This window comes from Bacillus sp. SSR7 (assembly GCF_055902415.1).
On the sequence record NZ_JBVVXV010000014.1, the window covers coordinates 96,894 to 120,594 of the forward strand.

Genomic DNA, 23,701 nt, shown 5'->3' on the forward strand with positions numbered 1-23,701 from the left:
TAATATAGAATGGTGTATTCGAACCCCCTAAGTTAATTAGTGAATCAAAAGGCGGTAATTAATGGGAAAATAAACTGCGGTGCAGGTGCAAAGTGAACTCTAGTAGAGAGTAAGATTCGTAAGATAGAATATTACTTAATCCGATTGAATAGTGAGAAAAGGAAAATAAAATTGGAGGTGAAAAATTAAACGTTTAAAAAATGTGGATCTGCCAAAGTATGCGAAGCCTGGTGATAATGGATGCCGTGGGGAAGTTGGAGTACTGGGTGGTAACTTTGAAATATGTAAAGTAGAAAACATGCACGCTAGTGTAATTGAAAAGGGTAATCAAATCGCTTAAGGCATCATCGTGCCAAGTGGAACCAACTATTTTTGTTGAGGTGGACGAGCTTTCTGAAAGCAAAAGAGGTAGCTAGGCTTCCGAAAATGGAGATTAAATAAAACAGGCTAGGGTTTGCTCCTAGCTTAGAGTTATGTCGTTGCAAATTTGTTTTTTTGAAATTCATTATATAACGTTTCTATTATATAAAGATTGAATCATAGCAATCTTTATGTAACCTTTACAACTGATTGAAGTATTTGATTAAAACAAAATTTGAATTTTGTAGAACTGTAGAGTAAGGAAATATGCTTGGGGTATTAGCGAAACCCAACTTTAATCAATTCTTCATCGTTTATTTCAATTACGAATCTATATTCTTTATCTAATAGCCGGTAATAAAAACTGACTGCCTCTACGTCAACTAGTGATTGGAATACTTTATCAAGATTTGTACTTACTACAGGGATTTTAAAATTATCCCATATTATAAAAATCTGTTCATCAAAATCAAGTTGGTTTGCTTTAATAAGGGAAATTAGTTGTTCTTTGTTTGAAGCTATTAATTGACTGTCTATCTGTTCCCAATCTACTCTTCCTGAGCCAGTTAAAGGAAATGAGTTAATTAAAGTAGTAACAATCTGCTGGCTTTTTTCTTGAGAGAAAATGAAAGTTTCGTTTCCTAGGGATTCAAGGCATTCATTAAACAAAGGGTTTGTATCATTTCTGTTTTTTGTTTTCAGTTCTCTTAACTTTTGTTGTATTTTCCATTGTCTTGACGATCTATCATCCATTATTAACATTCCTTATACAATTATTTATGAATGAGTATAGCATATCAGGGAAGTCCTTATGAAAATGAATTTTTATAATATAAATTAAACAAAGGCTTTATAAATATAACTATACATACGGTAAAAGAGATACTTTGGATTGTATTTTTCATTCCAGTTCATAATAATCACCTCTCATATAAATAGCTTAATCATATAATACAGTTGCTAATTAGAATGTTAAGAAAATTTGATGGAAATTAAGGTGAATTTAAACAAAATAGTTATTTAAAAAAAGGGCCCCTTACGGAAAGATAAGAGGCCATTAAAAAGTGTTGTATGTGAAACACGTGATGTTTCACAAAGGGATCGTAAAGTGTATTTATATATTAAGTATGTATAATGTTTAAGCGAAATGAATAAAATATACAAAATCCTTATTTAAATATAGAAGCCCTAGGATTAGGGGGCTAGGGCTTCTAGTCATGGTATATCTCACACGACATTATAAAAAGAAAAGAACGTACTGAAGATAACACATGAATGTTTCATAAATGTATCAAAAAAGTGAACAAAAAGTGATTTTGTAAATCAAGGTAGTCAGCACAATTAACTAACGCCTTGTTGAAAAAAGAAGCCCCGCAGAAAATGTTACAGGGCTTCATAAGATTGAGTTATGTCGTACTCACAAGAGATTTTAACATGGATTTAGCGGTGAATAAATTGGTAAATGCGTCCAACCAATCTGAAACTATTATCTTAAACAAAAACGTTAGTTTAACACAAAGGGAAATTGAATTTTATCAAGCTATACTTAAATAAGTCAAAGCAGTAAATCCGTAAACCAATAAGCTACAAGTAGCAAGGAATTTTATAGTTCCATTTGTAGAAATAATAGTTACATACAGTGCTACAGATACTCCTATAAAGAATTGGTACTTCGTATGTATATTTGTAAGATTGATTATTACAAGTACAGTGAAGAAAAGTGAAATGAAGTTAAAATATCTATTTATTGTTATATTAACTTTAGTTGTTTTTACCTATATTTATTATACCAATTTGAACCATTTATAGAATACTTTGTAATGAAGCTTTAAAAAATTTCATTTTGTCATAAATAAAAAGGTGATCGTTTCTGCAACCACCTTTTTATAAAACAGAGCAACTTTTTCAGAAATAAAATATGAATGGTTTCTGAAAAGGTTATAGGATATAATCCTATTTTTATAGCCTAAGTGACGAGCTTAATTTATAAGAAAGGAATGACTACATTATATGAAAACTTGTCTATAAAGGTCACAAATAAAAGAACAGCTAGCAAAAGCTAACTGCTCAATACAAGGAGATACAGAGAAAACTAAATGAATTTTGGCATACAGCCTATCAACATTATGGACATAATGTTGGTTTTTATTCGAAGGAGTTTATGTTTTATAAATTAGATTATAATAGTCGATATTCTCCATATTGACCAGAAAAGAACTAAGAATTCTAGGAAAATTCCAAGTGTTCTTTTCCTAGTTTTTTGAAATTCTTTTACCAAATACCCAACAGCACTAATTGCTAGAAGAATGAAAAGAATAAGTTCAAGTGTAACTGGCATTTGATCTACTCCTAATCATTTATTTTAATTTATTATATAACGATTATAAGATATTTTTGTGGCTAATGGTGAAAAATTAAACAAAACTATCTCTATATGAAAAAAGGTCCTGTTGTCTCCAACAGAACCCCTTCTAAAATGGCAAAGAGTAACTCTTACCTTACTCTTTGTTTATATACTACAGGAGTGTTAATGGAAATCCAAGGCTTCTCATATTGAGAAATAAAGAAGAATTATTATAAAAGATTTTACCTGTTTTCATAAATAAAAGAGCAGCTAACAAAAACTAACTGCTCAGCTGGTTCTCCAAGGGGGAAAGGAGAAAGGTTAGGGACTTCATTAAATGAGTTATGGCCATCGCCTATCTATATTATTGACAAAATATTAAGTTTTATTCCAGTGAACCTAAAAAGAGCACTTTTAAAAAGTGCTCTTTAAGGGAAAAGTGAGATAGCAAAAAATAAATTAGTATTTTTTTCTTCGAGATAATATATGACCATTTTATCATAATGTGACGATGAATCCAAAAAGAACAGCTAGCAAATGCTAACTGCTCAGTTCTCCAAGGGGGAACAAGGAGAAAATCTAATGTCATATACAGTATTGACAGAATGTTTAGTTTTATTCAAGAGGGGTGTGCTAATTATACAGGTTACATAAGAAGTCCTATTAACATCCAGGCTGCCCCGACCAGAATTAAAGTTTCGAATGTAATCCAAAACTTTCTTTTTTCTGGTTTTTGAAATTCTTTGATTACAGAAAATATGGCACTTATTCCTACAAGAGTGAAAAGAGCAATTCGAATTGTTTCCGTCATTTGCATCACCACCTAATATTTGGATAACTTAATTATATATTAATTACCATTTTATTTCTCTCTATTAGATGGGTTAACTATGATTAAGTTAACAAAACATATTTTTTGAATTATTTAATACAAATATATATAATTATATAGATGTTTATATATCAACTAGTTAAAAATGGGGAAAGAAAAATGAAAATTAAATTTGATGTGGTTAAAGATGAAAATTTTGATTTTACCTTATTAGAAGCAAAATTACTGAAAACTTTTAAAGAAGTAGATAATGTAGCAATAGTTGAAAAGGTTGAAGACAAAATTTTTGAAAAAGACGATGTGAAAACCCATTTAGAGGAGATTACTATTAATGTTACAGGAAAGAATATCGGATATAGATCAGTTTCAGCTAGTATATTTATTGTTCTAGAAAGTCTATCAATGAAGCTATTCAATATTAATATTAGTATACATTAAGCATCCAATACGGGTGCTTTTCCTTTGTTATATAAAAATTACATATTAAACATATATTTATACGATTTGTTCCTACACAGTAATAAGCAATAAAAGATGATACCGATGAAACCGTATAAAAACCAAAAGAATCCTAAGATGGGTAATATTTTGGAAATTAAGCGTGGTAAACCTCCTTGGGTATATAGGAGATTTTTATATATTGTTGGTCTATTTAGAAGGAAAAACATAAATTGGTATATATTAAACGAGAATAAGAACAAGATGGACATTTGGTTTAAATGAGTATATAAATAGGGAGAATCTAATTATTTGATTTACATTTAAACCAAGAGGTACAAATTCGATGCGACGTGAAAAGAATTTGTTGAAACAATGGAAGGCGGATTTGCAAGCTATTCAAGAAGAGAAAAGGATGAAGAAGAAAGCTAAGAAAAAGAATAAAAAATATAGCATTCCGGGTAATACAGCTGACTTCATGAATGGCAAGAATACTTATCGTAAAGAGAATGGGGTATGGAAGCAAAGAAATAAATAATGTAAAGGTAAATAAGTTTGATTAAGTTTATAGCAGTTATTGTAGGCGCTGCCGCGATCTGGGCGGCGTCTTGTTTGTTGTTAAGGAAAGATAAGAGGGAAATAAAAAAGAGAGCTAATGCCCTCTTTTTTGGATGTGGTAATTAATCACAGATTGGTATTCCAAGCACTCTTAGAGCTAAAGCTACTTGAAGAGAAATCTCTAATCTAGCAATTGTTTCCGTACCCCTTTTAATGTGTTTCTAATGGTATTTTCCCAATATCCGAAACATCTTTATGCTCGTATTTTATTACTTTAAAACCTGGTATTTGTAAAGTAATTGTATCAAAACCGTAATAGACCATACTTTCAACCTCTAATTATGGAATATATCATGTAAGAAAAAAGCGGATTTATGCCCTAATATTGAACATAGTATCTGCTTCTAATTATAGTCTGTTTAAGAATGTTTTAGGTCTGAAGGATAGTGATATTTTTCAAATTCAAATGGTATGGTACGATCCAAACCAAGAGGTTAAAAAATAATAAAGGTGTAAATAAGGGGTTGTATTTTTAAAATCGTATTGCTATAATATGAACGTAATAAGATTTTATAATAAAATAAAAAATTAATCAGTTCGCATATAAGAGAAGACCTCAATATGCGCCATGTCCTTAGGGGACGTGTGCGTATATTGGGGTCTTTTTGCATTTTGCGAGCAAAATCACCCGGAGGTGCAGGAATTATGTTGAATTGGTTGTCTGCAAAACTTATGACAACATCAGTAGGAGATTTTTTACTGGCAAAAGATAGTTTTAAGGGAGGGCTTGGTAAGAACAGTAGTGGTTCGAATGCTGCAACTGTCCAAGATAGCATGAATACCCTTGTAAAAACATTAATTGGTTTTGGAGGTATTTGGGTAGTTGCTTGTGTTGTATTCGCAAGTATCAAACTCTCAGGTGCCCAAGGGAAGAACCCTGAAAACCGTACACAAGCTATGATTGGTTTAGCTTGCGCGGCAATTGGAGGCTTTGTCATGATCAAAGCGTACGACATCGCTGCATGGGTTACAACAATCTAACATAAGAGTTTGTACAAGCTCTCCTCCATTTGGGGAGAGCTTCTCTTATACAAGGGAGGAAACAATATGAGAAAAGTAACTGTTCCTGTTGACATGACTTCGGAACAAAAAACGTTGTTAGGTGTATTAAGTAAACGCCAATTGATTTATCTATTAGGTGGCGGTGCGGCTCTTTATTTATATGTACCATTTTTATGGCGGCTATTTGCACCTATTGATGCGGTAGTAGCATTTTTTATTTGCTTAATCTTAGCACTACCAACGGTAGTTGGTGTAATAGCGTTTGCTTTTATTTATAAAGAAAAACAACACATGTATCTAGATAGATTTTTACTTATCAAAATGCGTAGTCGTTCCGAAAAAGGCAAGTGGAGAAAAGGGTACGAGCCAACTACATGGGCAAAGGAGAATTTATAAATGTTGGAAATGATATATTTTGCGGCGATAGCCATTGTAGGATTTTTCTTTTATCGGAAAATGAATGGAAAACCGCTGTTTGGGTCTAAGAAAAAGGGAAAAAGGCAAGGCGGAGTAGAGAAACATACAGCAGAAAAAAGTGGAAAGAAGAATAAAAAGAATATGCCTGCTGAATCGGAAATTAATGAGGATAATGTTGATTTTTTCAGTGCTTTTGTAGAAGACATTAAAGAAATTGATAATCATATGATTCGGTATCATGATGATACATTTGTCCTGATTGCGGAAGCGCATCCAGTTAACTATTACTTACTCTCCAATATGGAACAAGAAGCGATTGATATCAAAATTGAATCATGGTTAACCACATTAGAGTTCAATACAAAAGTATATATTCAAAGTAAGTTTGTAGATTTAACAGATCCTGTACGAAAAATGACAGAAACGATGAAAGGTGCGAAGGACCTTACACCAGAGACAGTACTATATGGGCAAGAAGTTATCGATAACTTAGAGTACTGGCAACGTTCGCAACCTCGATATGAACAAAAACGATATTTAATTTATCCATACAAGGTGGATATTAGTACGATTACTGCTGATACAGAGGACGAGTTAGAGGAAAAGATTGTAGATAAGGCATTTAACGAATTATATCGTCGCTATAATGCTTCTAGAAATCTATTATCGAAAGCAAAAATTAATGTAGAAATGTTAACGAAAGATAAATTAATAGAACTCTTATACGTAGCGTTTAACCGTCGTAAAGCTGTAAAAGCGCGTTTCCAGGACTTAATTGAAAATGAGAATTTCTCCCTATATTCAACAGGTGAAACGAATGAGAGAAAACTAGAGTTACTAAAGAAAGTGCTAGCGGAAGAAAAAACAGAAAAATCAAATAATGGGGTGGCGTAAACATGAAGTTATTCGGGAAAAAGAAAAATAAAAAGAAAAAAATAGAAGCAGAAGAGAAAGATGAATTGGAACTAGAGGAGGAAGAGTTGGAAGATGAGGAAATACCGACCCAATTAGACAATCAAACAACTGTGTTTGATGTTATAGCTCCAGAAGGAATGAAAATTGACGCAGAAGATTATGGAGTCATTAAACAATCTTTAGGAAGTAATACCTTCTTCCGTCCGTTTTATATTCCACGTGATGGATACCCACGTATGATGCAAACCAATTGGTTGAATATGTTAACTTCAGCTGGGGAAGTGGATGTGATGATTGATATTCATAAAGAGCCAAAAGCCAAAGCGATGCGCTCATTAGATATGCAGCTTACGATGCTACGTTCGAATCTTTCCTTCCAGCGTACACGAGGCAACATTGACCAAGAAAAAGACTTAGATGCAAAAATTCAAGATACAAACAATTTAATGGATGAAATCCAGTTCAATGAAAACGACTCCTATATGGTGAGTACAATGGGTGTTGCGTATGCCGAATCAAAGAAAGAATTGGACGTCTTATGTGAGTATATTGAAGATGAAATGCAAGCATCTCACTTTAAGATAGCGAGTACTTGGAATCGGGTGAAGAGCGGTTTGAAAGCTGTTATGCCGCTAGGGGCACCGAATACCTTACAAGATACCTATCGAAATATCGATAGACGTGCTCTATGTACATTTGCACCTTTTGTATCAGGTTCCGGAAGGTTTAACGGTGGGATACCAATAGGAAAGAACAAAATTACTGGGCAAGTAGAATTTTTAAATTCATTCGGGAATGCTGATTATCGTCCACCAAACTATAACATTGGTGTGACGGGGATCTCAGGTTCCGGAAAAAGTTTACTTTTAAAAATGAAGCTCGCTCGTGAAACATCACTTGCAGATACACATGCGATGATTATAGATCCAGAGGGTGAATTCGTAAAAATTACAAAACGTTTGGGCGGTATTAATTTAAATATTTCACCTGAAAGTAATATCATTATTAATCCTTGTGCAATTGCTGTAACGGAGCTTCAGATTACGGATAAAGATGAAGAGCTAGAAGCACTTGAACAATACGATAAGAAGGAACTCGTAGAGCGTGATGGCGTGAAGTATGTAAGGTTTGTGCCGATTTTAGAGAAAATCAATGAAATACTAGGATTCTTTGACATTATTATTCGAGGGCAAGACTTTGATCAACCAGGATTAAATGTATTCCAGCGTACGATGCTAGAAGACGCGATTCGTGACGTGTTTGATAAGCATGGTATTACCTCACATCCTTCATCTCTATATACAGATGAAGTAAAAAAGGTGGATGGACAATTAATTCAGTCTCAAGTGAGAAAGCCAGAGCCCGAGTTAAAAGAAATCTACGATGTCATAGTAGAACGTCATGGAGACGATGTGAAAGCAGAAGAGTTAATTGCCGCGATTCGTCCGTTTTTACGTGATGGTTCCAAGCCATTATTTGATGGACAAAGTCATTTTGGACGTGGTGTAGAAACACAGTTAAATGAATCACGTGTTGTTAACTTTAATATTAGTCATTTAGAGGAAGGCTTCTTAAAACCAATCGCTTTCCACGTTATCTTGAACTATATCTGGGAGCATTGGATTAAGAGTCCAGAGCACGCTATTAAGCGAAAAGTACTGTATGTAGATGAGATGTGGCAGTTTATTGATTATGAACAGACAGTTAACTTCTTAGAAAAGGTAGCACGTCGTTCACGTAAAAGAAATGCTGGTATGTGTTGGGCCAGTCAGGACTTTGTTCGTATTTTAGAAAATGTGAAAGCGCGCGGTATCTTACAATCTACTTTCTCTTATTTCTTCTTAGAGCAAAATAAGATTGATAAGAAAAAAATCCAAGAGAACTTTAATTTAACTGCTGGGGAGTTAGATATTATCCTAAACAACCCAGGAAAAGGAGAAGGAATCTTCCGTGTTGGGGATAGTTCGGTTTGGATTCAAACAGATCCATCCGACAAAGAAATGATGTTCATTGAATCAAATGAAGCGGTACTACAAGAGCTTTTAAATAACATGAAGAAAGTACAAGGGTACGCAGGATAATAGCGTACCTTTGAAAAGGAAGGTGAAAATATGCTTGAGAAAATAATAGATTGGGTTGGTGGCCTTATTATCCACATGGTAAAGACTCTCCTAGCGCCTATTTATGGATTTATGGATACTATTCCAGTTCTAGTTTTTGGTGGAGATAATGCGAATCTAGATTTTTTATATGAAAAGAATGCGGTTACGAATGTATTAGATACCGGTATGCCTGTCATGTTTAAATTTGTTGCTTTTTGTGTCCTCGTCAGTGTAGTTTTTACAGCAGCAAAATATTCAGCAACAGCTATAAATCCAAATAATCGGACGGCATTAATTGAATATGCAAAAGACTTAATGATTATCTCGATTTGCCTCTGGCATTTAGATTTCTTTTATAATTTTGTATTTGATTTAAACACTTGGATTACATTGGAATTTAAAGAGGCGATAAATGGAGTAAATAACGGGAATTTTAACCCGGATCAACAAATACCTTTATTAAAGTCGGGACTGTCTGACTATAAGACAATTACAGAGCTTTCTATGAAAGGTCATGAAAACGATTATATGTTTATCATATTTGGACTATTCATTGAAGCTGGATTAATGATTTGGGCAAACTTTTATTATTTAATGCGTGCTGTGACACTGTACGTATTAATGTTACTAGGCCCTATAATGGTAGGAATGTGGTTGTTCCCACAAAAGAAACAACAGACGTTATATTGGATTCGTGAGTTTATGGGAACAGTATTAATTCAAGCGATTCACGCAATTACCTTATGGTTAGTCATTACACTTATTGGGGATGCCAAAAATCCTATTATAAAATTAGTATTGCTTGCCATGTTTATTCCAGTTGGTGAGATTGTGAAAAGCTTTATCGGCCTTAGCACCAATGCATCAGGTGGTATTCATAGAGCGGGTACGATGATGGGGATGGGTGCTTTAGCAAGTGTGGCTGGATTGGTTAAAGGTGTTCGTGACGATTACCGTAGTGCAAAAGATAAAGGGAAAGAAAAGAAAGATGGAGAGAAAGATAATAAAGAAGATGCTGATAACCCGAAAAATGCATTAGGAGCGAATTTAGGGACAGATGTTGGCACAACATCTCGTGCAGCTCGTATGTTAAAAGCAGGTCAAGTTGGAAGCTCACTTGGTAAAGCAACGACAGGACTTGCAGGTATGGCAGCAGGTGCAGGTCTTGGACCGGGAGCGATGGTAGCAGGATCGCAAGTTGGAAGTGCATTAGGTGGTGCTCCTGGTGCAGTGGCTGGTAGAAGTGTGGCTGCATTGGGTGAAGGAGCTGTAGCCTTAGGAAAACATATTGGTTCGAGTATAAAGAAGGGTACGGACACGTATTCAAATCTAAATGGTGAATCGTATCCGGAACTAACCGATGAAGATATCGCACAGGATTTAGCTACAAAAGATTTTGAAAATTGGAAAGCGGATAATCCTGATTCTGCGGTGGCAAGCCGCTTAAAACAAGCATTCCCTAATGCTTCCGATGCAGAGATTGCTAAAAAAGTAGCGAAAACAAATAGTGATCAAATGTCTCGTTTCACAAATCAGCGGAAACAAGATTTACAAAATATGAAGAAAACCGCTACACCATATGGAAATGCTAGAGATTTAGTTAACGCTGCGACTAACGCATTCCAAAAAGGATATGAGGCAGACCATAAAGATACGTTTATGAGTCAATTACCAGCAAATATGTTAGCGGAAGAAAAAGAGAAACAATGGAATGACCATCTGAATTCAAAAGTACAAGGATTTAGAAGCCACGCAGAACAGGCGGCAATAAAAGCCGGAGCTATGCCAGTTGATGCGAAAGATAAGCAAGGAGATAACTTGTTTGATAAGTCCTATGTGAATAAAGATGCCTTTGCTTCTCAACTTGCATTAGGAAAAATAGGAAAAGCAGTCGAGGATGTAAAAGGAGAAACGTTAGAAAGTGGCCATCAAAATATGGGGCAAGTCGGTGCTCTTGTCGGTGCATCTACTGCTGCATTTAAGAAAGCGTATAGTGCAGACCATAAGGCTGGATTCATGAAACAATTCCCTGCAGATATGCCACAACAAGAAAAAGAAGCAGCATGGAATAAGCATTTAGATCAAAAAGTACAAGGATTTAAAAATCATGCACAACAAGCGGCAGAATCGGCTGGTATTGTACAGCAAAAAGACGGTACAAACTATGCGAATAAAGAAGCTTTCACTGCTCATTTATCACAACAGTTACAAAAAAATCCTGACTTAAATGCTATGGGTATATCCAGTGCGGCAGGCATTCAGAAGGCAGTCCATGGTTTGAAAACACACGGTTTGACAAGTGGAGCTGGAAGCCAGCAATCAAAACAAGTAAGTAATGTTGGGAACCTGGTACAAGCCTCTACAGAATCATTTAAACAAGGCTATGCTGCAGAACAACAGGCAAGCTTTATGAAAAACTTGTCTCCAACTATGTCTCAACCACAAAAAGAACAAGCTTGGCAGACGCACCTAAATGAAAAAGGAAATGAATTTAAAGCAGTTGCACAACAAGCGGCAGTACAAGCGGGAGCGATGCCCGTACAGGCAAAAGATACGAGTGGGAAGAGTCTACATAATCAATCGTATATTAATAAAGATGCCTTTGCTTCGCAATTAACGAAAGGTTTACAAAATCATGCAAGTCTTGGAACGGTGAGCCAACAAGTAGGTTCTGGAATTACTAGTGCGATTCAAGGTGTTCGTTCACATGGCGTTGCGACAGGTGGCGCAATCAATAAAGCTGTATATGCAGCGACACAAACGCAAGCGAGTATCGCACGTGCAGGAAATCTTTCCGTTGCGGAAATTGAACGCTCTTATGCTGATGCATCAACAAGTGTAGCGAATATTGCACAAAGTGCTGGTAAAATGTCTATCCCAACTTCTGCAGTGGGACGCATGACACAGCAAAGTACAAAACTTGGCATGAGTGTAATGGAAGGTACAAAACACTTTATGCTTGCGGATCGTATTGATACGGTATCAAATGCATACTTTAGTGCCGCAAGTGCTGTACAACAATCCGGAGGGAATGCAGTACAACGAGTGATAAGTGGGACTAATGCTGCTGTTAATGCATCATTAGGTGGGAATGCAGCAGAACGCCATTACAATGTTACAAAAGGGTTAAGTTATGCAGCAGGTGTAATTGGTGGTGCAGGTGCTTATCAAGCGACTGCACGTATGGTAAGTAAACATAATCCTTATAACAAAGCTGTTCAAACAGAAGCAAAAGAAATTCAGGAAATTCAACAGATGGTACCTACGACAACAGATCATACAGGTACGAAATCGGTTGTAAAAGGTGCAGTACATCTTGTGATGACAAATAATAAATCGTGGATTGAAGCAAGAGACTCTAGTGGTATGACGCAAGTTGTCTCTCGTTATGGTAGTGGAGATAGTAGTATACGCTCTGGACAAGTGGTATATCAGGATTTAAATATTTCAGATGGACAGTTAACGCAGTATCGTAATGGTATGAAAGCTTCTCTAGCTTATATACAAGATTCAAGTGGTGGCAAAATCAATATCAATCGCTCGATCAATGTAAATCCAAATCAATTGGTAGGAAATCAAAATCAAAGACCATTACAACAGAAACCGGTATTTAATGAACCACCACTTACGGTCAATCACAAGGTAGACAATGGTCACTTCTATATGTCTGATTTAGACCAAGGTGGATATAAGAATGTACAAATGGTTGTAGAAAGAGATCGTAGTTACATGGTTGCGACAACAACAGACGGTACAGTGTCACGTATTTCACCATTCGGAAAAGGAGATACGCGTTTACAAGCAAACCAAAGGATTGAAAGAGCTTGTGAAGTGAAAGACAGTAGTATTAAACCAAGAGAAGAAATATTAGTCACACATGCACAGGATGAAGTCGTTCGTACAGAGACGCATCTGAACTTATCAGAACATGACCCGCAAAATCTGATTCCATTTGCGCCAAACCCTCGCTTGGCACAGCGAAGAGGAAGAAATTCTCAAAATGGAAAATATGGTGTGATTAGTCTATGAGTCAAAATCCTAATGATCCAAATGAACAGAAAAAAAGTAATCCTTTAAAAGATGTAGCTTCCCACTTTATTAAGAAAAAAGGGATGCAAGCGCGTGGGAAGATGGCAAAATTAGCAGGGAAAGCAGGAAAGGCGGCAGCGAAAGCTGCTGCCAAAATGCTAAAAGCAGGTATACTAAAAATTGTGGGTGCTGTTGTGGCAGCGGTTGGAGTACCTGCCGCTTTGATTATGGGAGTCATTATTGCTGTGTGTGTGATTTTAGTCTCTTTGATACCTTTTACTGATGATGATACGAAAACAGAGGAACAAGTAAAAAAATATATGGAAGTCTCAATGGCTCTTAATGTGGATTGGAAAGAGGTCGTCGCCTTTGACATGGCACGATATGATAATGATTTAACTGGTAAAAATCCGCATGATGCTATATCATATTTCTTAGATATCCAATATGAAGAATATACGGAAAAAGAGGTATGCGAGGCGGGACCGAATGGTCCTTGTGAAAAAAAGAAAAAAGAGATGCAAAAAACCAAATCTGAAAGTTACTCCGGACCAGATGTAAAAAAGATATTAGGAGATACAGATTTTAAGAAAAAGATAGATGAGATTAATGCGAGTGGAAGTAAAAAAGTGACAACATCTTCTCATGGGTTAGAGAAAGCGATGGAACTCGCAAAGTTTAGTAAGAGTCAAAAAGAGCGTGCTCGTGAGATATTGGAAGCAGGGTTGTTAGAGGCAACATATGGACACCTTGCACCTTCTAGTAATTTTGTTGGTGGTATGTGTGTAGGTAATGTGAGTCCTGGTGGAGAGCCTGTTAACCTTAATGAAAAAGTTACAGGATATCTACCTAAGATTAAAGAAATGGCAGAAAAACATGGTGTTGCTGAATATGTTGGTATTCTGGCAGCCCAAATGATGCAGGAATCAGGTGGAGCAGGAAATGACCCAATGCAGGCTTCAGAGGGGCAATATGGAGACATGAGCTCATCTTGTATAGGTGTAAAGGGAAATGCACGTATGGGTTGCATTAAAGATCCTAATATTTCTATAGAAGCAGGTGTACGGGAATTTAAAGATGTACTAGGAAAGGCCAATGGTGATATTGCTCTCGCTTTGCAGTCTTACAACTTTGGCGAAGGTTTTATTAGTTACGCTTTAGCAAAGGGTGGCTATTCAGAAGAAACAGCTATTGAGTTCTCAAGAAGTAAGAATCATTTAAATCCAGGTGGTTGCTCCGATCCGAATAACTTCAGGACAAAGGTTAATGCGTGCTACGGAGATTTTACATATGTTTCCAAAGTTTTAAAATATTACAAGGATTTGGGGTGTGTGGCAGCTGGAGATGGAGAATGGATTTCTGATAAAGGTTGGAAATGGCCAACGAAATCAGGTCGTATTACAGACACATTTGATGCAGTTCGTAATGGAAAGCAACATAATGCTGTAGATATTGGAGCCATGACCGCTGGAAAACCAGGAGACCCCGTATGGTCGATGGAAGCGGGAGTAGTTACAGCTCAAACAGGATATGTAAACTACGGTGGTCTAGGTGTCTATATTGACCATGGAAATGGCATTGTATCTCGTTATTTACACTTGAGTAAGATTTCAGTTACCCCAGGAACTATGGTAACAAAAGGACAAATTATCGGAGAAATGGGTGGTTCTAACTATGTTGGTGGCGTTCTGAATATGCTTGGATACGCTGTCCATTTAGATTTCCAAATTCGTATAAATGATCAACCGACGGATCCAATGAAGTTCTTTAAGAAAAATGATGATCCAGGGTTATCATCTGGTGGTTCTCCTACCATGACAAATGCTAAACGACAAAAGGTATTGGAAGAAGCGAAAAAATGGCTAGGGCAAGGGAAAGTCAGATATGTATTAGGAGACCGTAATCCACCAGGTGGCTCTTCAGACTGCTCAGGATTTACGCAGTATGTCTTTAGAACAAGTATAGGTGTGCAACTTGGAGATTGGACAGGTGCTCAAGTTGGGCAAGGTAAACAAGTACCAGAAATTAATCATGCACAACCAGGGGATCTTATCTTCTATGAAAATCCAGGGCACGTTGCAATTTACATGGGGAATCAAAAAATGATTCATATTGGTGATAACAAAGGTGTACAAATTACTGGTCTAAACTATACGGCAAGAGGTCAACATATGACGCAAATTCGTAATGTTATAGACTGATAAAGGATGAGAGTAGATGAAGAAAATAATCAACATTTTATCCAATATGCCTCGTAAGTACTTAGTTATATTGGGAATTATAGTGTTAGTAGTAGGCGTTGCTACCTATAATACTATTCATCGTTACATGATGAAATCTCAAGTACAAGAGGAAGAGCAAGTAAATCAAGATGAAATCGAGATGCTTGGAGATAAACCGAAGGGATTTGATACAAAAGAGGAGGAATATATCGCAAAGACAAAAACTGTAGAGGATTTACTACGAAAAATTTCTAATAGTAGTTATGATGTTCCGTATTTGTTTACAAAAGATGGATTTGGTATTGAACCAATGAAAATGACAAGCAATGAGCGTATGCTCGCTACAGAAGCTGTACAACGATACTTCCTAAATGGAGATAAGTTTTACAATGCGCGAATTACCAAAATTGACCGTGGAAAAAAAGTAGATACCTTTCATATTGAAGTTTTAATTCAACAGGTAAACTTCTTAGAACCACGACAATTTAAAGTGCAGGTAAACAAATATGCACAAATTGTAACACCAATTGCACAAATTCCACATGGACAAGAAGAAGTACCTGTGGATTAAGAAGGAAATGAGGGTTGTGGAAGAAAAAACACAACCCTTTTATAAAAAAATAAAGAGTACCTAAAATTATTTATTGAATATTCATAATTTTCTTATATGATAAAACCATGGTTAAATGAAATTTGTATATAACGCTAAAATGAGATGGATATGGAGGAATACAAATGAGAATGTTGATTGGAACAGCTGCGAATTTTGTTTCGGGGTATTATATAGGACGAAATTCTGGATTATTAGGAACGTTGTTTGGCTGGGCTTTTCTGTTGGGTGGTGGCTATCTGTTAATAGAAAATTGGGATAGCATCACAGCATGGATGCATAGTTTGAATATTGTAAGAGGATTAGATGGTTATGAAGACATGAGTAATGGCTTTATTTTTATCTGTTTGGTAGTAAGTGGCTTTATTCTCATCTTGTTGTCGCCGATTTTCGTTATTTTACTAATAGTTTGTTTCGTGTTAATGAATATTGTTGCTTGTACACTTGTGTTATTAACATCACCAAGTACATATATAAAGAAGAAAGATAAGGAGAATGAGTGGGAATGAATACAATTTTAGTTTTAGGTGGATCGAATGGAAGAACGTTAGAGAGGTTGGCCAAAAAAAGAGACTGCCAGGTTATTTTCCATGATGGGAAAAATCACGGTGGCGTAAAGAAAACGTTTCGAAGTGTAATCAAAAAATGCGATGTTATTGTTGTTCAAAAAGGTGCATGTGGCCATGTATCTATTGATGTAGCAAAAGAGTACGCAAAGAAGTATGATGTCCCACTATTATTTAATCAAGGGTTTGGTGGAACCAGTGCATTAGAAATCGGGTTAAAGCATCTGCAAGCGGCTTGATTTTAGTAGGTAGTCTGAGATAACTGTTTGGACATTATATCATTTAATTGTTATATATAATTTTTAAATCAAAATAATAATTATTTAACTTACTAAAATTTGAATTTTGTAGAAAAGTAAGTGAATAGACCGATGGTTACTATTCTTGAATCGAAGGATGTCAAAAGCAAAAGTAACATGAAAATTCTCTAAAAAGACAAACGAAAAACATCACTGGATCCAATGAAAGTTCGCTATTAAAAACAAAATCGTAAATTAAATAAAAAAGTGAAGGGCAAATACATGAACATGAATAATAGTAATATACATAAATCAGGTTATATTATACTTATATATTTTGTAATGACTCAATTTGTTGGGATTATAGGGGTACAATTGCTAGCAAAGACGGGCTGGTATGATATTCAGGGAAACCAACAGCAAGCAATCCAACAACTTCTTGTGCACTGGGACCTAATTGGGTTTTCACTTATGCTGATAATCATCTTTCTTATATATAGTAAGGAGATAATAAATGATCAAAAGTTATCGATTAAATTATCAGGAAATTCATTCATATGGATTTTAGTTGGGATCATATTCGTATTTCTTGCGCAGATAGTAGGTAGTATGTTAGATAAAAGTATATTTCAGTTAACTACTCAATCAGCAAATACATCTAATACGGTCGCTGCTGCAGCAATATCTCCTGTGGCACTTATTTCAATTGTTCTTCTTGCACCGTTAGTAGAAGAGTTTGTTTTTCGTTACGCGGCCATAAATATTTTAATGTCCAAGTTTAAGCGAACTTGGAGCATATTAATAAGTTCATCGTTCTTTTCTATCATGCATTTTGATTTTCCATTTATATTTGGATACTTTTTAATTGGAGTTATACTGGCTTTAGTATATGTACATACCAATAGGTTGCTAGTATCATTTGTTGTTCATGCTAGTATGAACTTAATTGTTGTTATACTCCAAATTTCTTGATGAAAAGCAGCGGATTCGTGCGATTTACTAGTGATTTAGCTTTTTTGTGTTTATGAATTTAAAATTATGGTAGTCTTAATAAGACTAGATTTGAAAATGTGGGTTCAAGTTGCTGTATCGACTGAATTGCACAAAAAAACCAATTCCATTACACGGGAATTGGTTTTTTTGGTGTGTGTTTTGTTAGCATAATGTTTGACGGCCTAAAGGAGAGTTGTTCCTTTGTAGTTTAGTATAACGCAAATAAAAAGAAAATTCAAAATGAAATGATGAATCTTTACATATTTTAAAAATTCAACACAAATATGTAAAGATATGGTTTATAATAAGTGTTGAAACACTCTCCTATGTTTCTAGTGATTGTATCTTTTATCTGTTTTTGGTGCGAAATCTGTTGATAGATTTTGCACTTTTTTATTTATTGTTTAATAGGATATGGATGATATAGTCACTACTATTTCTTGTAAACTCCTTTTCTCCATACCCACTCAATAGGACCATAACGGAAATATTTACTCCACATTTTGCTGAACATAATTTGTACAAGGATAATTAAAAGTCCGAAGATACATAGTTGCCAGTAATATACGTGTGAGACATCTTTCAAGTACAACGAAAGTATGACAAGAGTTAGTATACTTTGGCTAATGTAATTTGTTAAAGCACACTTGCCTACGTTCATAAGGGGGCGCAGCCACTCTATATATTTTTTATTCTCACAAACTCGAAGTAGGGTACAAATATAGAATATAGCTAGCGTTTTTCCTCCAAATAGAATCCATATTTGTATATCCTGAGAGTAATAGATATCCGATTTTATAAAGTAGTAGATAATAGGACAAGAGAGAAGACATGAAATGCATAACGAACTCCACTGTAAAAATTTAATTTTCTTTATTAACCCCGGTATCCTTTTAAAAATATCTTTCTTACCAGCCCATAAGCCGATTAAAAATAAGCCTATATATTCAGGAATTCCTATTAGTAGTTGTTGAGGTTCCTCTATCATCAGAAAAAACAAACGTGCTTTTACTTGATATAAATAATGTGTAAATAGATTTACCGTGTGGTTGGTAGTGTTACCTGTAAACATATATTGATAGTAAGTTGGCACTTCAAGAATAGAAGAACTTGCTTGTAAAAATACAATAATATGTAATACATAACTAACCGTTAGGAAACTACAACCAGCTATAAAAATAAGCTTAGTAGATCGCTTATAAAAGAACAATAGAATAAATCCTGCTATAGCATACGCATGTAGAATATCTCCATACCATAGAAAGGTGAAGTGGAGTAAACCAAAGGCTAGTAAAATACACAGTCTCCGGGTAAATAACCTATACATGGGATAACCTTTTGCTTCTGTATTTTTCATAAAGATATAAAACCCTACGCCAAATAAGAATGCAAAAATAGTATAGAACTTTGCCTGTATAAACAAATCTACTAAAAAACGAATCGCTTTATCCGTACCGGAGTAACCTGCCTGATTAAAGGGATCTAATCCCGTCATAGTAGGTAGATTCGCAAAAAGGATACATAGTATGGCAATACCTCTTATTATGTCTAAAGATTGAATACGGGCGTTTTGTTGCATCTTAATTCTCCTTTCGTACAAAGAAAAACGAGCACTATACTAGCTAGCGCTCGAATTACGTCTTGTAAAGAATCCATCATAGGTAGCAGCTGACATAGCTCCTTCTAAACGTTCAACTTCTTCACCTCTGTTATAAGCTACAACAACTGGAGTACCTGGAATGTCGAACTCTTGAAAGGCACTTTGATTTTCTGGGGTAGAGATATCAATACGATAGATGGTTCTATCATGCTTTTTTGACATACGATTGATATCCGGTGCAGCCTTTTTACAATAATGACAGGTTGGTTGATGGTAATACGCAATGAATTCTTCATGGGATTTTATTTTTTGCTTTAATTCTTCTTTTGAAATATCTTTTATATTTTCAGGTGATCCTTTTACATCTGCAGCAGATACAATTGTTTTTTTAGGTGTTACTATTTCTGTTTTGACTGATTCATTTTTAGTTAAAGTAAAGATCGTGATACCAATAACACATAAAGTTGTTATAATTGCTCCGATTTTGTAGATTTTTTTCATAGTAAATTCCTCCTTAAAGTAAAAAAAAGGACAAACCTCGCCCGAGTTAACAGGGCGTAAGGTTTGTCCTTCACGCTACGTACAATAGAGTATAAACAATGGAAACAAATTTTCTATCTCCATAATAACATAAGATTTATATAGAATGCTATAAGAATTTCAAAAGAAAAACTAAGGGATAACTTAATTATAAAATTTCATGTACCAGATTATATATCAAAAACAATAAACACTACAACAAGGTGGGCTCTGTGGTGTATCCAACTGATTGGGACACTATCCTCCTCCAATAAGCATAAAATCATTCAACAAACACATCTCAAAAAGTGTGTGTACTTATGAAGTGTGTCTTAAGTATATTTTGATACCTTTTGAAGTAGTTTAAGCTGCAAAGAATATACTATATCTAAAGGTGTACCTTTTGGGAATGTTAAATTTTATATTTTTATGAACTTAATACCATATTTTTGTGTTCATTCGTTTTTTAGGGGGGAAGATTTATAGGCATAGGGTGATATTAAATGTGTATAGGTAATAGTAGCTAGTAAGGGTGATAATAGTTTGTATAGGTGATAATGAATGCGCTCGTGTGATAGTGGAGTAACATTAGATAGTAATCTATTACATTGAAAGATTAACGATCTTTATGATGTAATAGAAAGGGTTTTTAGAATGAATAAAAAATTTAAACAGCAGAAGAGTAAGAAGAGTACTAAAAATGTAAAAAAACAAAAAAGACTTCTAAAAGGAAAACAGTTCAAAAAGGACATTATTTTAGTAGCAGTTGGCTATTACTGTCGTTTTTCTTTAAGCTATCGTGATGTATCTGAGATTCTCAAGGAACGTGGTGTGTCAGTTCATCCAACAACTATCATGCGTTGGGTTCATGAATATGGAAATCTAATCTATCAAGTGTGGACGAAGAAAAATAAATCGGCACTCCATCTCAGTGTACAATGAATTACAACAAATTACAACAATTAATGGCCACTGCATAAATAGTTTCCCTTATTTATCCACTCGTTTATGCTTTTTTCAAACTTTGCAACACAACCAGAACAGTCATCGTTTGTCGCTGAAAACGTTGTATTACCAACGTTTTTGCTTAGTCGAGAATGTCTCGCACTCATGATTTACGTCTTCCTATTAGTGTGTTTCTGTGTCTAGCTGTAGCGCTATGCGTGTAGGAAATCCCTCGTAAAATAATGTTCTTCCCAAACTTTTTAGCAGATTTATGAATTACGGGGTAAAGAAAACTATAGTATGAGGTATTAACCAATTGTTAAAATATCGAAAAATTTTATAGGGTACTAGCTATGACAATAAAAGAGGGATAATAGATGGATTCATTGAACCTTCTCTAAAATTAACAAAAAAATTTAGAAAATTTAGAAAAAAACAATTTACATAAAAAGGGAATGGTTGTGTTATGTAAATGCAAGTCCATTTACAAAAATAGGAAAGGGGAATTTTAAATGAAAAACAAAGGTATTAAGGAAGTTGATGTACAGGTTAAAAAGGTCAACACGGAGTTGGAGAATGTTCTCAGTGTTGAAGATTTTGTCATTGAAGAGCTTCCGCCTCTTCCATTAGCGCTAGAGCAAGGTGATCCATCCTATACTGATATGTAAGTATAGGCGTAAGCCTATAATTCTAGGGGCTGCGTAGATAGCCCCTAGAATTATTTTATTACAAGTTATTGAAGGAGAGATGACTATGTCTTCGATAAGTACTAAGCAGGTGTTACATACCCATGTATCAATTCGGTTTGAACCCCCTATGGTTGGCGAACAGAAATGGCTTGTTACAATGCTTCGCCGACGGTTTCGTGTATCAGTTCCCGCATGTGCTCTACTCGTATCATTTATGGGTGGAAGGAGTGTAGAAGATGCGGTTGCTGAAGTGGCATCGCTCTTTTCAATTGACCCACGACCTCTTAAGATGCTAATTAGTGAATTTGAAAAAAAAGGATTATTAGTCGCTCCAGGAAACGACAGTCATACTTGGGCAATGCAAATCAAGCAGCGCTGGTCGTCATATGGTTGGGACCAAGCAGCTGACTATCAAATCGCATCCTATGACTACCCATTCGTAAATTATGCAGTTGACGGACGCTTACTAGATATTTCTAGAATGAAAGATTACTCTACGGCAGAGCCAGATGTGAACCGCGTGAAGTCGCCCATGAATGCTTCAGAAACCCTTCCGACCATCACCGCCAGAGCAGCACTTGATAAACTGACAGAATCATTTAATCGAGTTTGGAATCAAGAGTGTAAAGGGAAGTCGCTCAATGCGGAACGTTTCGAGGTACTCTTATCTACACTTTTTGGAACGCTACGCTACAAAAAACGATCTGCTGATCCTAATCGAGCAGATTTGATCCGTAAGACAAGTCCATCGGGTGGTTCTCGACATCCGACTGAAGGATACGCTTTCGTTCAAAATGTTGATGGAATGGAACCAGGTATCTACCACTTTTCGGTGGCTGCTAATGCACTAGAGCGTGTGGGTTCCTTACCAGACAAAGAGATTCTATATGATCTATTTTCTGGGCCAATGCGAAGAGCGCAGTTCCAGCCACAGGTATTCCTTGTAATGACATCTTACTTTGAGCGTAACATGTACCGATACAGGGAACCACGCACCCTTCGATCCATCTTTATGGATATAGGTCACTTATGTGTAACCATGGAAACTGTGGCAAATTCAATGGGATTAAGATGTCAATTCCACCATTCGATTGACGATCAACACATAGAGTCCCTTTTAGGGATTTATCCGCTCGAGGAAGGAGCGATGTTTGGTGTAGCATTGGCAGGAGGTGTAGAAGAGCTATGAATTTAGAATCGTTTGAACAAGTGAAAGATGAAAAAGGTATCCAGAAAGGATGGAGTCCGCTTACTTTTATGCGAATGCATGTAGGTGAAGAACAGAGCGGATATGTAAAATTTGAGAATCCTTTATTAGGAAAGAATATTCTACTAAATCGTTCTGCGGCACTAGAATTACTGAAGGGTAGCTTACAAAAACCTGAATGTCCTGCTGGGGTGACGGCAGAGCGTTTACGCGAATTTGGTCTACTGGATGCACCGCAGATACATCCTACGATGCTTGCGGGTATAGAGCATTGGAAAAGCCGTAATTGGAACGATTCAATAGGTTACTTTTTATCATCTCGAGTTAGAGACTTCGCTGATAAGATAGAGGATTATCGTACAAAAAATCATATAATATTGCAGGATTACTTAGATAAAGATGGTGAACCACCAACTCATAAACGAGTAGGAGAAAAAGCTAAATCACTAGCTGAACCGGTACCTCTTCCCGATATCCCTTTGAACAAAGTGTTATATCGTCGCAGTGCTGCTCGTCATATACCAGTCCGGCATTTTAAACATGATATCTTGAGTAGTATCCTTTATCATGGCACACAGTTAATACGCAGGAGTAGGAATGTTCCACAAACAAAAGGAAATAGGTCATACCTGTACAGCTTTGGTTGTGCCTTTGATATTTACCTTGTTGTTTATGGGATTGAAGGTATGGAATCAGGCATTTATCTTTATGATGTAGAGAATCATGCTATGGAGCTTATCGTACCTGGTGAGTGCCGTGAACAGATGTCAGCTTGTCTGTATGGACTGAAATGGCCTTTGACAGCTGGATGTACGCTACTTTACGTTGCCGAATATGAGCGGTATCAGTGGCGCTACCGTCATGAACGAGCCCTGCGTAATTTGTTTATTGATGCTGGTAGAGCGGTTCATTATACGATTCTGTGTGCTACTGCTTACGGGAAGTTGACAGCCCATACACCAGCTGTGAAGGATGCTCTTGCAGCAGAATTGCTGGGACTCGATCCTACTCGTGAGCAAGTTCTTTACACACTTACACTGGCATAAGGAGGTAT

At 35.8% G+C, this 23,701-nt stretch carries 21 protein-coding genes and 2 pseudogenes; 17 read left to right on the forward strand and 6 right to left on the reverse strand.

Annotation, left to right across the window (positions count from 1 at the left end; translation table 11 throughout):
- Positions 1-202 precede the first annotated feature (202 nt).
- Entirely contained in the window at positions 203-340 is a 138-nt protein-coding gene (locus AC0NJG_RS21615) for a hypothetical protein (RefSeq protein ID WP_474063401.1), read from the forward strand.
- A gap of 299 nt (positions 341-639) precedes the next feature.
- Here AC0NJG_RS21615 and AC0NJG_RS21620 read toward each other — a convergent pair whose 3' ends face one another.
- The 3 genes from AC0NJG_RS21620 to AC0NJG_RS21630 all read right to left on the reverse strand — a co-directional run bounded on the left by AC0NJG_RS21620 (position 640) and on the right by AC0NJG_RS21630 (position 3,515).
- Positions 640-1,113 (reverse strand): CDI toxin immunity protein, encoded by a 474-nt coding sequence (locus tag AC0NJG_RS21620; protein WP_474063402.1) that lies wholly within the window; start codon positions 1,111-1,113, stop codon positions 640-642.
- A 782-nt stretch (positions 1,114-1,895) separates the two neighbouring features.
- Positions 1,896-2,108: a hypothetical protein gene (locus AC0NJG_RS21625; protein ID WP_474063439.1), complete on the reverse strand. Its 213-nt coding sequence runs from the start codon at positions 2,106-2,108 to the stop codon at positions 1,896-1,898.
- Positions 2,109-3,350: 1,242 nt separating this feature from the next.
- On the reverse strand, positions 3,351-3,515 hold the full coding sequence (locus AC0NJG_RS21630; protein ID WP_166689762.1) for a hypothetical protein: 165 nt from the start codon (positions 3,513-3,515) through the stop codon (positions 3,351-3,353).
- 180 nt (positions 3,516-3,695) lie between these two features.
- Here AC0NJG_RS21630 and AC0NJG_RS21635 point away from each other — a divergent pair, with 180 nt between their 5' ends.
- Both AC0NJG_RS21635 and AC0NJG_RS21640 read left to right on the forward strand, forming a co-directional pair.
- Positions 3,696-3,974 carry a hypothetical protein gene (locus AC0NJG_RS21635; RefSeq protein WP_087953947.1) on the forward strand — a complete coding sequence of 93 codons (279 nt, stop codon included), beginning with the start codon at positions 3,696-3,698 and terminating at the stop codon, positions 3,972-3,974.
- A 346-nt stretch (positions 3,975-4,320) separates the two neighbouring features.
- Positions 4,321-4,512, forward strand: a complete 192-nt coding sequence (locus AC0NJG_RS21640) for a hypothetical protein (protein WP_243501005.1) — start codon at positions 4,321-4,323, stop codon at positions 4,510-4,512.
- A gap of 142 nt (positions 4,513-4,654) precedes the next feature.
- On the opposite strand, the pseudogene AC0NJG_RS21645 reads toward AC0NJG_RS21640, so the two are convergent.
- Positions 4,655-4,726, reverse strand: a pseudogene (locus tag AC0NJG_RS21645) (DUF3956 family protein); the annotation flags it as partial.
- 427 nt (positions 4,727-5,153) lie between these two features.
- On the opposite strand from AC0NJG_RS21645, the gene AC0NJG_RS21650 reads away from it, so the two are divergent.
- The 10 genes from AC0NJG_RS21650 to AC0NJG_RS21695 all read left to right on the forward strand — a co-directional run bounded on the left by AC0NJG_RS21650 (position 5,154) and on the right by AC0NJG_RS21695 (position 17,666).
- Complete coding sequence (locus AC0NJG_RS21650; protein ID WP_474063403.1) at positions 5,154-5,573, forward strand: hypothetical protein; 420 nt, start codon at positions 5,154-5,156, stop codon at positions 5,571-5,573.
- 66 nt (positions 5,574-5,639) lie between these two features.
- The gene (locus AC0NJG_RS21655; protein WP_087983626.1) at positions 5,640-5,990 is read left to right on the forward strand and encodes a PrgI family protein; all 351 of its coding nucleotides are present in this window, start codon (positions 5,640-5,642) and stop codon (positions 5,988-5,990) included.
- Positions 5,991-6,905: a hypothetical protein gene (locus tag AC0NJG_RS21660; protein ID WP_474063404.1), complete on the forward strand. Its 915-nt coding sequence runs from the start codon at positions 5,991-5,993 to the stop codon at positions 6,903-6,905. It begins immediately after the preceding gene.
- 2 nt (positions 6,906-6,907) lie between these two features.
- The gene (locus AC0NJG_RS21665) at positions 6,908-9,007 is read left to right on the forward strand and encodes a VirB4 family type IV secretion system protein (protein WP_474063405.1); all 2,100 of its coding nucleotides are present in this window, start codon (positions 6,908-6,910) and stop codon (positions 9,005-9,007) included.
- A 30-nt stretch (positions 9,008-9,037) separates the two neighbouring features.
- Complete coding sequence (locus AC0NJG_RS21670) at positions 9,038-13,057, forward strand: type IV secretion system protein (protein ID WP_474063406.1); 4,020 nt, start codon at positions 9,038-9,040, stop codon at positions 13,055-13,057.
- Positions 13,054-15,258, forward strand: a complete 2,205-nt coding sequence (locus AC0NJG_RS21675) for a lysozyme family protein (RefSeq protein ID WP_474063407.1) — start codon at positions 13,054-13,056, stop codon at positions 15,256-15,258. The genes AC0NJG_RS21670 and AC0NJG_RS21675 overlap by 4 nt, the downstream gene beginning before the upstream one ends.
- Positions 15,259-15,274: 16 nt before the next feature.
- The gene (locus tag AC0NJG_RS21680) at positions 15,275-15,850 is read left to right on the forward strand and encodes a hypothetical protein (RefSeq protein ID WP_000720698.1); all 576 of its coding nucleotides are present in this window, start codon (positions 15,275-15,277) and stop codon (positions 15,848-15,850) included.
- 164 nt (positions 15,851-16,014) lie between these two features.
- Positions 16,015-16,398 carry a hypothetical protein gene (locus AC0NJG_RS21685; protein ID WP_474063408.1) on the forward strand — a complete coding sequence of 128 codons (384 nt, stop codon included), beginning with the start codon at positions 16,015-16,017 and terminating at the stop codon, positions 16,396-16,398.
- Positions 16,395-16,694 (forward strand): DUF2325 domain-containing protein, encoded by a 300-nt coding sequence (locus AC0NJG_RS21690; protein ID WP_474063409.1) that lies wholly within the window; start codon positions 16,395-16,397, stop codon positions 16,692-16,694. Before AC0NJG_RS21685 ends, AC0NJG_RS21690 begins: the two co-directional genes overlap by 4 nt.
- Positions 16,695-16,982: 288 nt before the next feature.
- Positions 16,983-17,666, forward strand: a complete 684-nt coding sequence (locus AC0NJG_RS21695) for a lysostaphin resistance A-like protein (protein ID WP_474063440.1) — start codon at positions 16,983-16,985, stop codon at positions 17,664-17,666.
- A gap of 454 nt (positions 17,667-18,120) precedes the next feature.
- Here AC0NJG_RS21695 and AC0NJG_RS21700 read toward each other — a convergent pair whose 3' ends face one another.
- Together AC0NJG_RS21700 and AC0NJG_RS21705 are read right to left on the reverse strand one after the other, a co-directional pair.
- Entirely contained in the window at positions 18,121-19,266 is a 1,146-nt protein-coding gene (locus AC0NJG_RS21700; RefSeq protein WP_474063410.1) for a DUF418 domain-containing protein, read from the reverse strand.
- Between the two features lie 39 nt (positions 19,267-19,305).
- On the reverse strand, positions 19,306-19,788 hold the full coding sequence (locus AC0NJG_RS21705; protein WP_474063411.1) for a thioredoxin family protein: 483 nt from the start codon (positions 19,786-19,788) through the stop codon (positions 19,306-19,308).
- 768 nt (positions 19,789-20,556) lie between these two features.
- On the opposite strand from AC0NJG_RS21705, the pseudogene AC0NJG_RS21710 reads away from it, so the two are divergent.
- The 4 genes and pseudogenes from AC0NJG_RS21710 to AC0NJG_RS21725 form a co-directional block, all read left to right on the forward strand.
- A pseudogene (locus tag AC0NJG_RS21710) lies at positions 20,557-20,733 on the forward strand (IS6 family transposase); the annotation flags it as partial.
- Positions 20,734-21,263: 530 nt separating this feature from the next.
- Positions 21,264-21,419 carry a hypothetical protein gene (locus AC0NJG_RS21715; protein ID WP_474063412.1) on the forward strand — a complete coding sequence of 52 codons (156 nt, stop codon included), beginning with the start codon at positions 21,264-21,266 and terminating at the stop codon, positions 21,417-21,419.
- Positions 21,420-21,504: 85 nt separating this feature from the next.
- Positions 21,505-22,629: a SagB/ThcOx family dehydrogenase gene (locus AC0NJG_RS21720; RefSeq protein WP_474063413.1), complete on the forward strand. Its 1,125-nt coding sequence runs from the start codon at positions 21,505-21,507 to the stop codon at positions 22,627-22,629.
- The gene (locus AC0NJG_RS21725) at positions 22,626-23,693 is read left to right on the forward strand and encodes a SagB/ThcOx family dehydrogenase (RefSeq protein ID WP_474063414.1); all 1,068 of its coding nucleotides are present in this window, start codon (positions 22,626-22,628) and stop codon (positions 23,691-23,693) included. Before AC0NJG_RS21720 ends, AC0NJG_RS21725 begins: the two co-directional genes overlap by 4 nt.
- Positions 23,694-23,701: the final 8 nt, after the last annotated feature.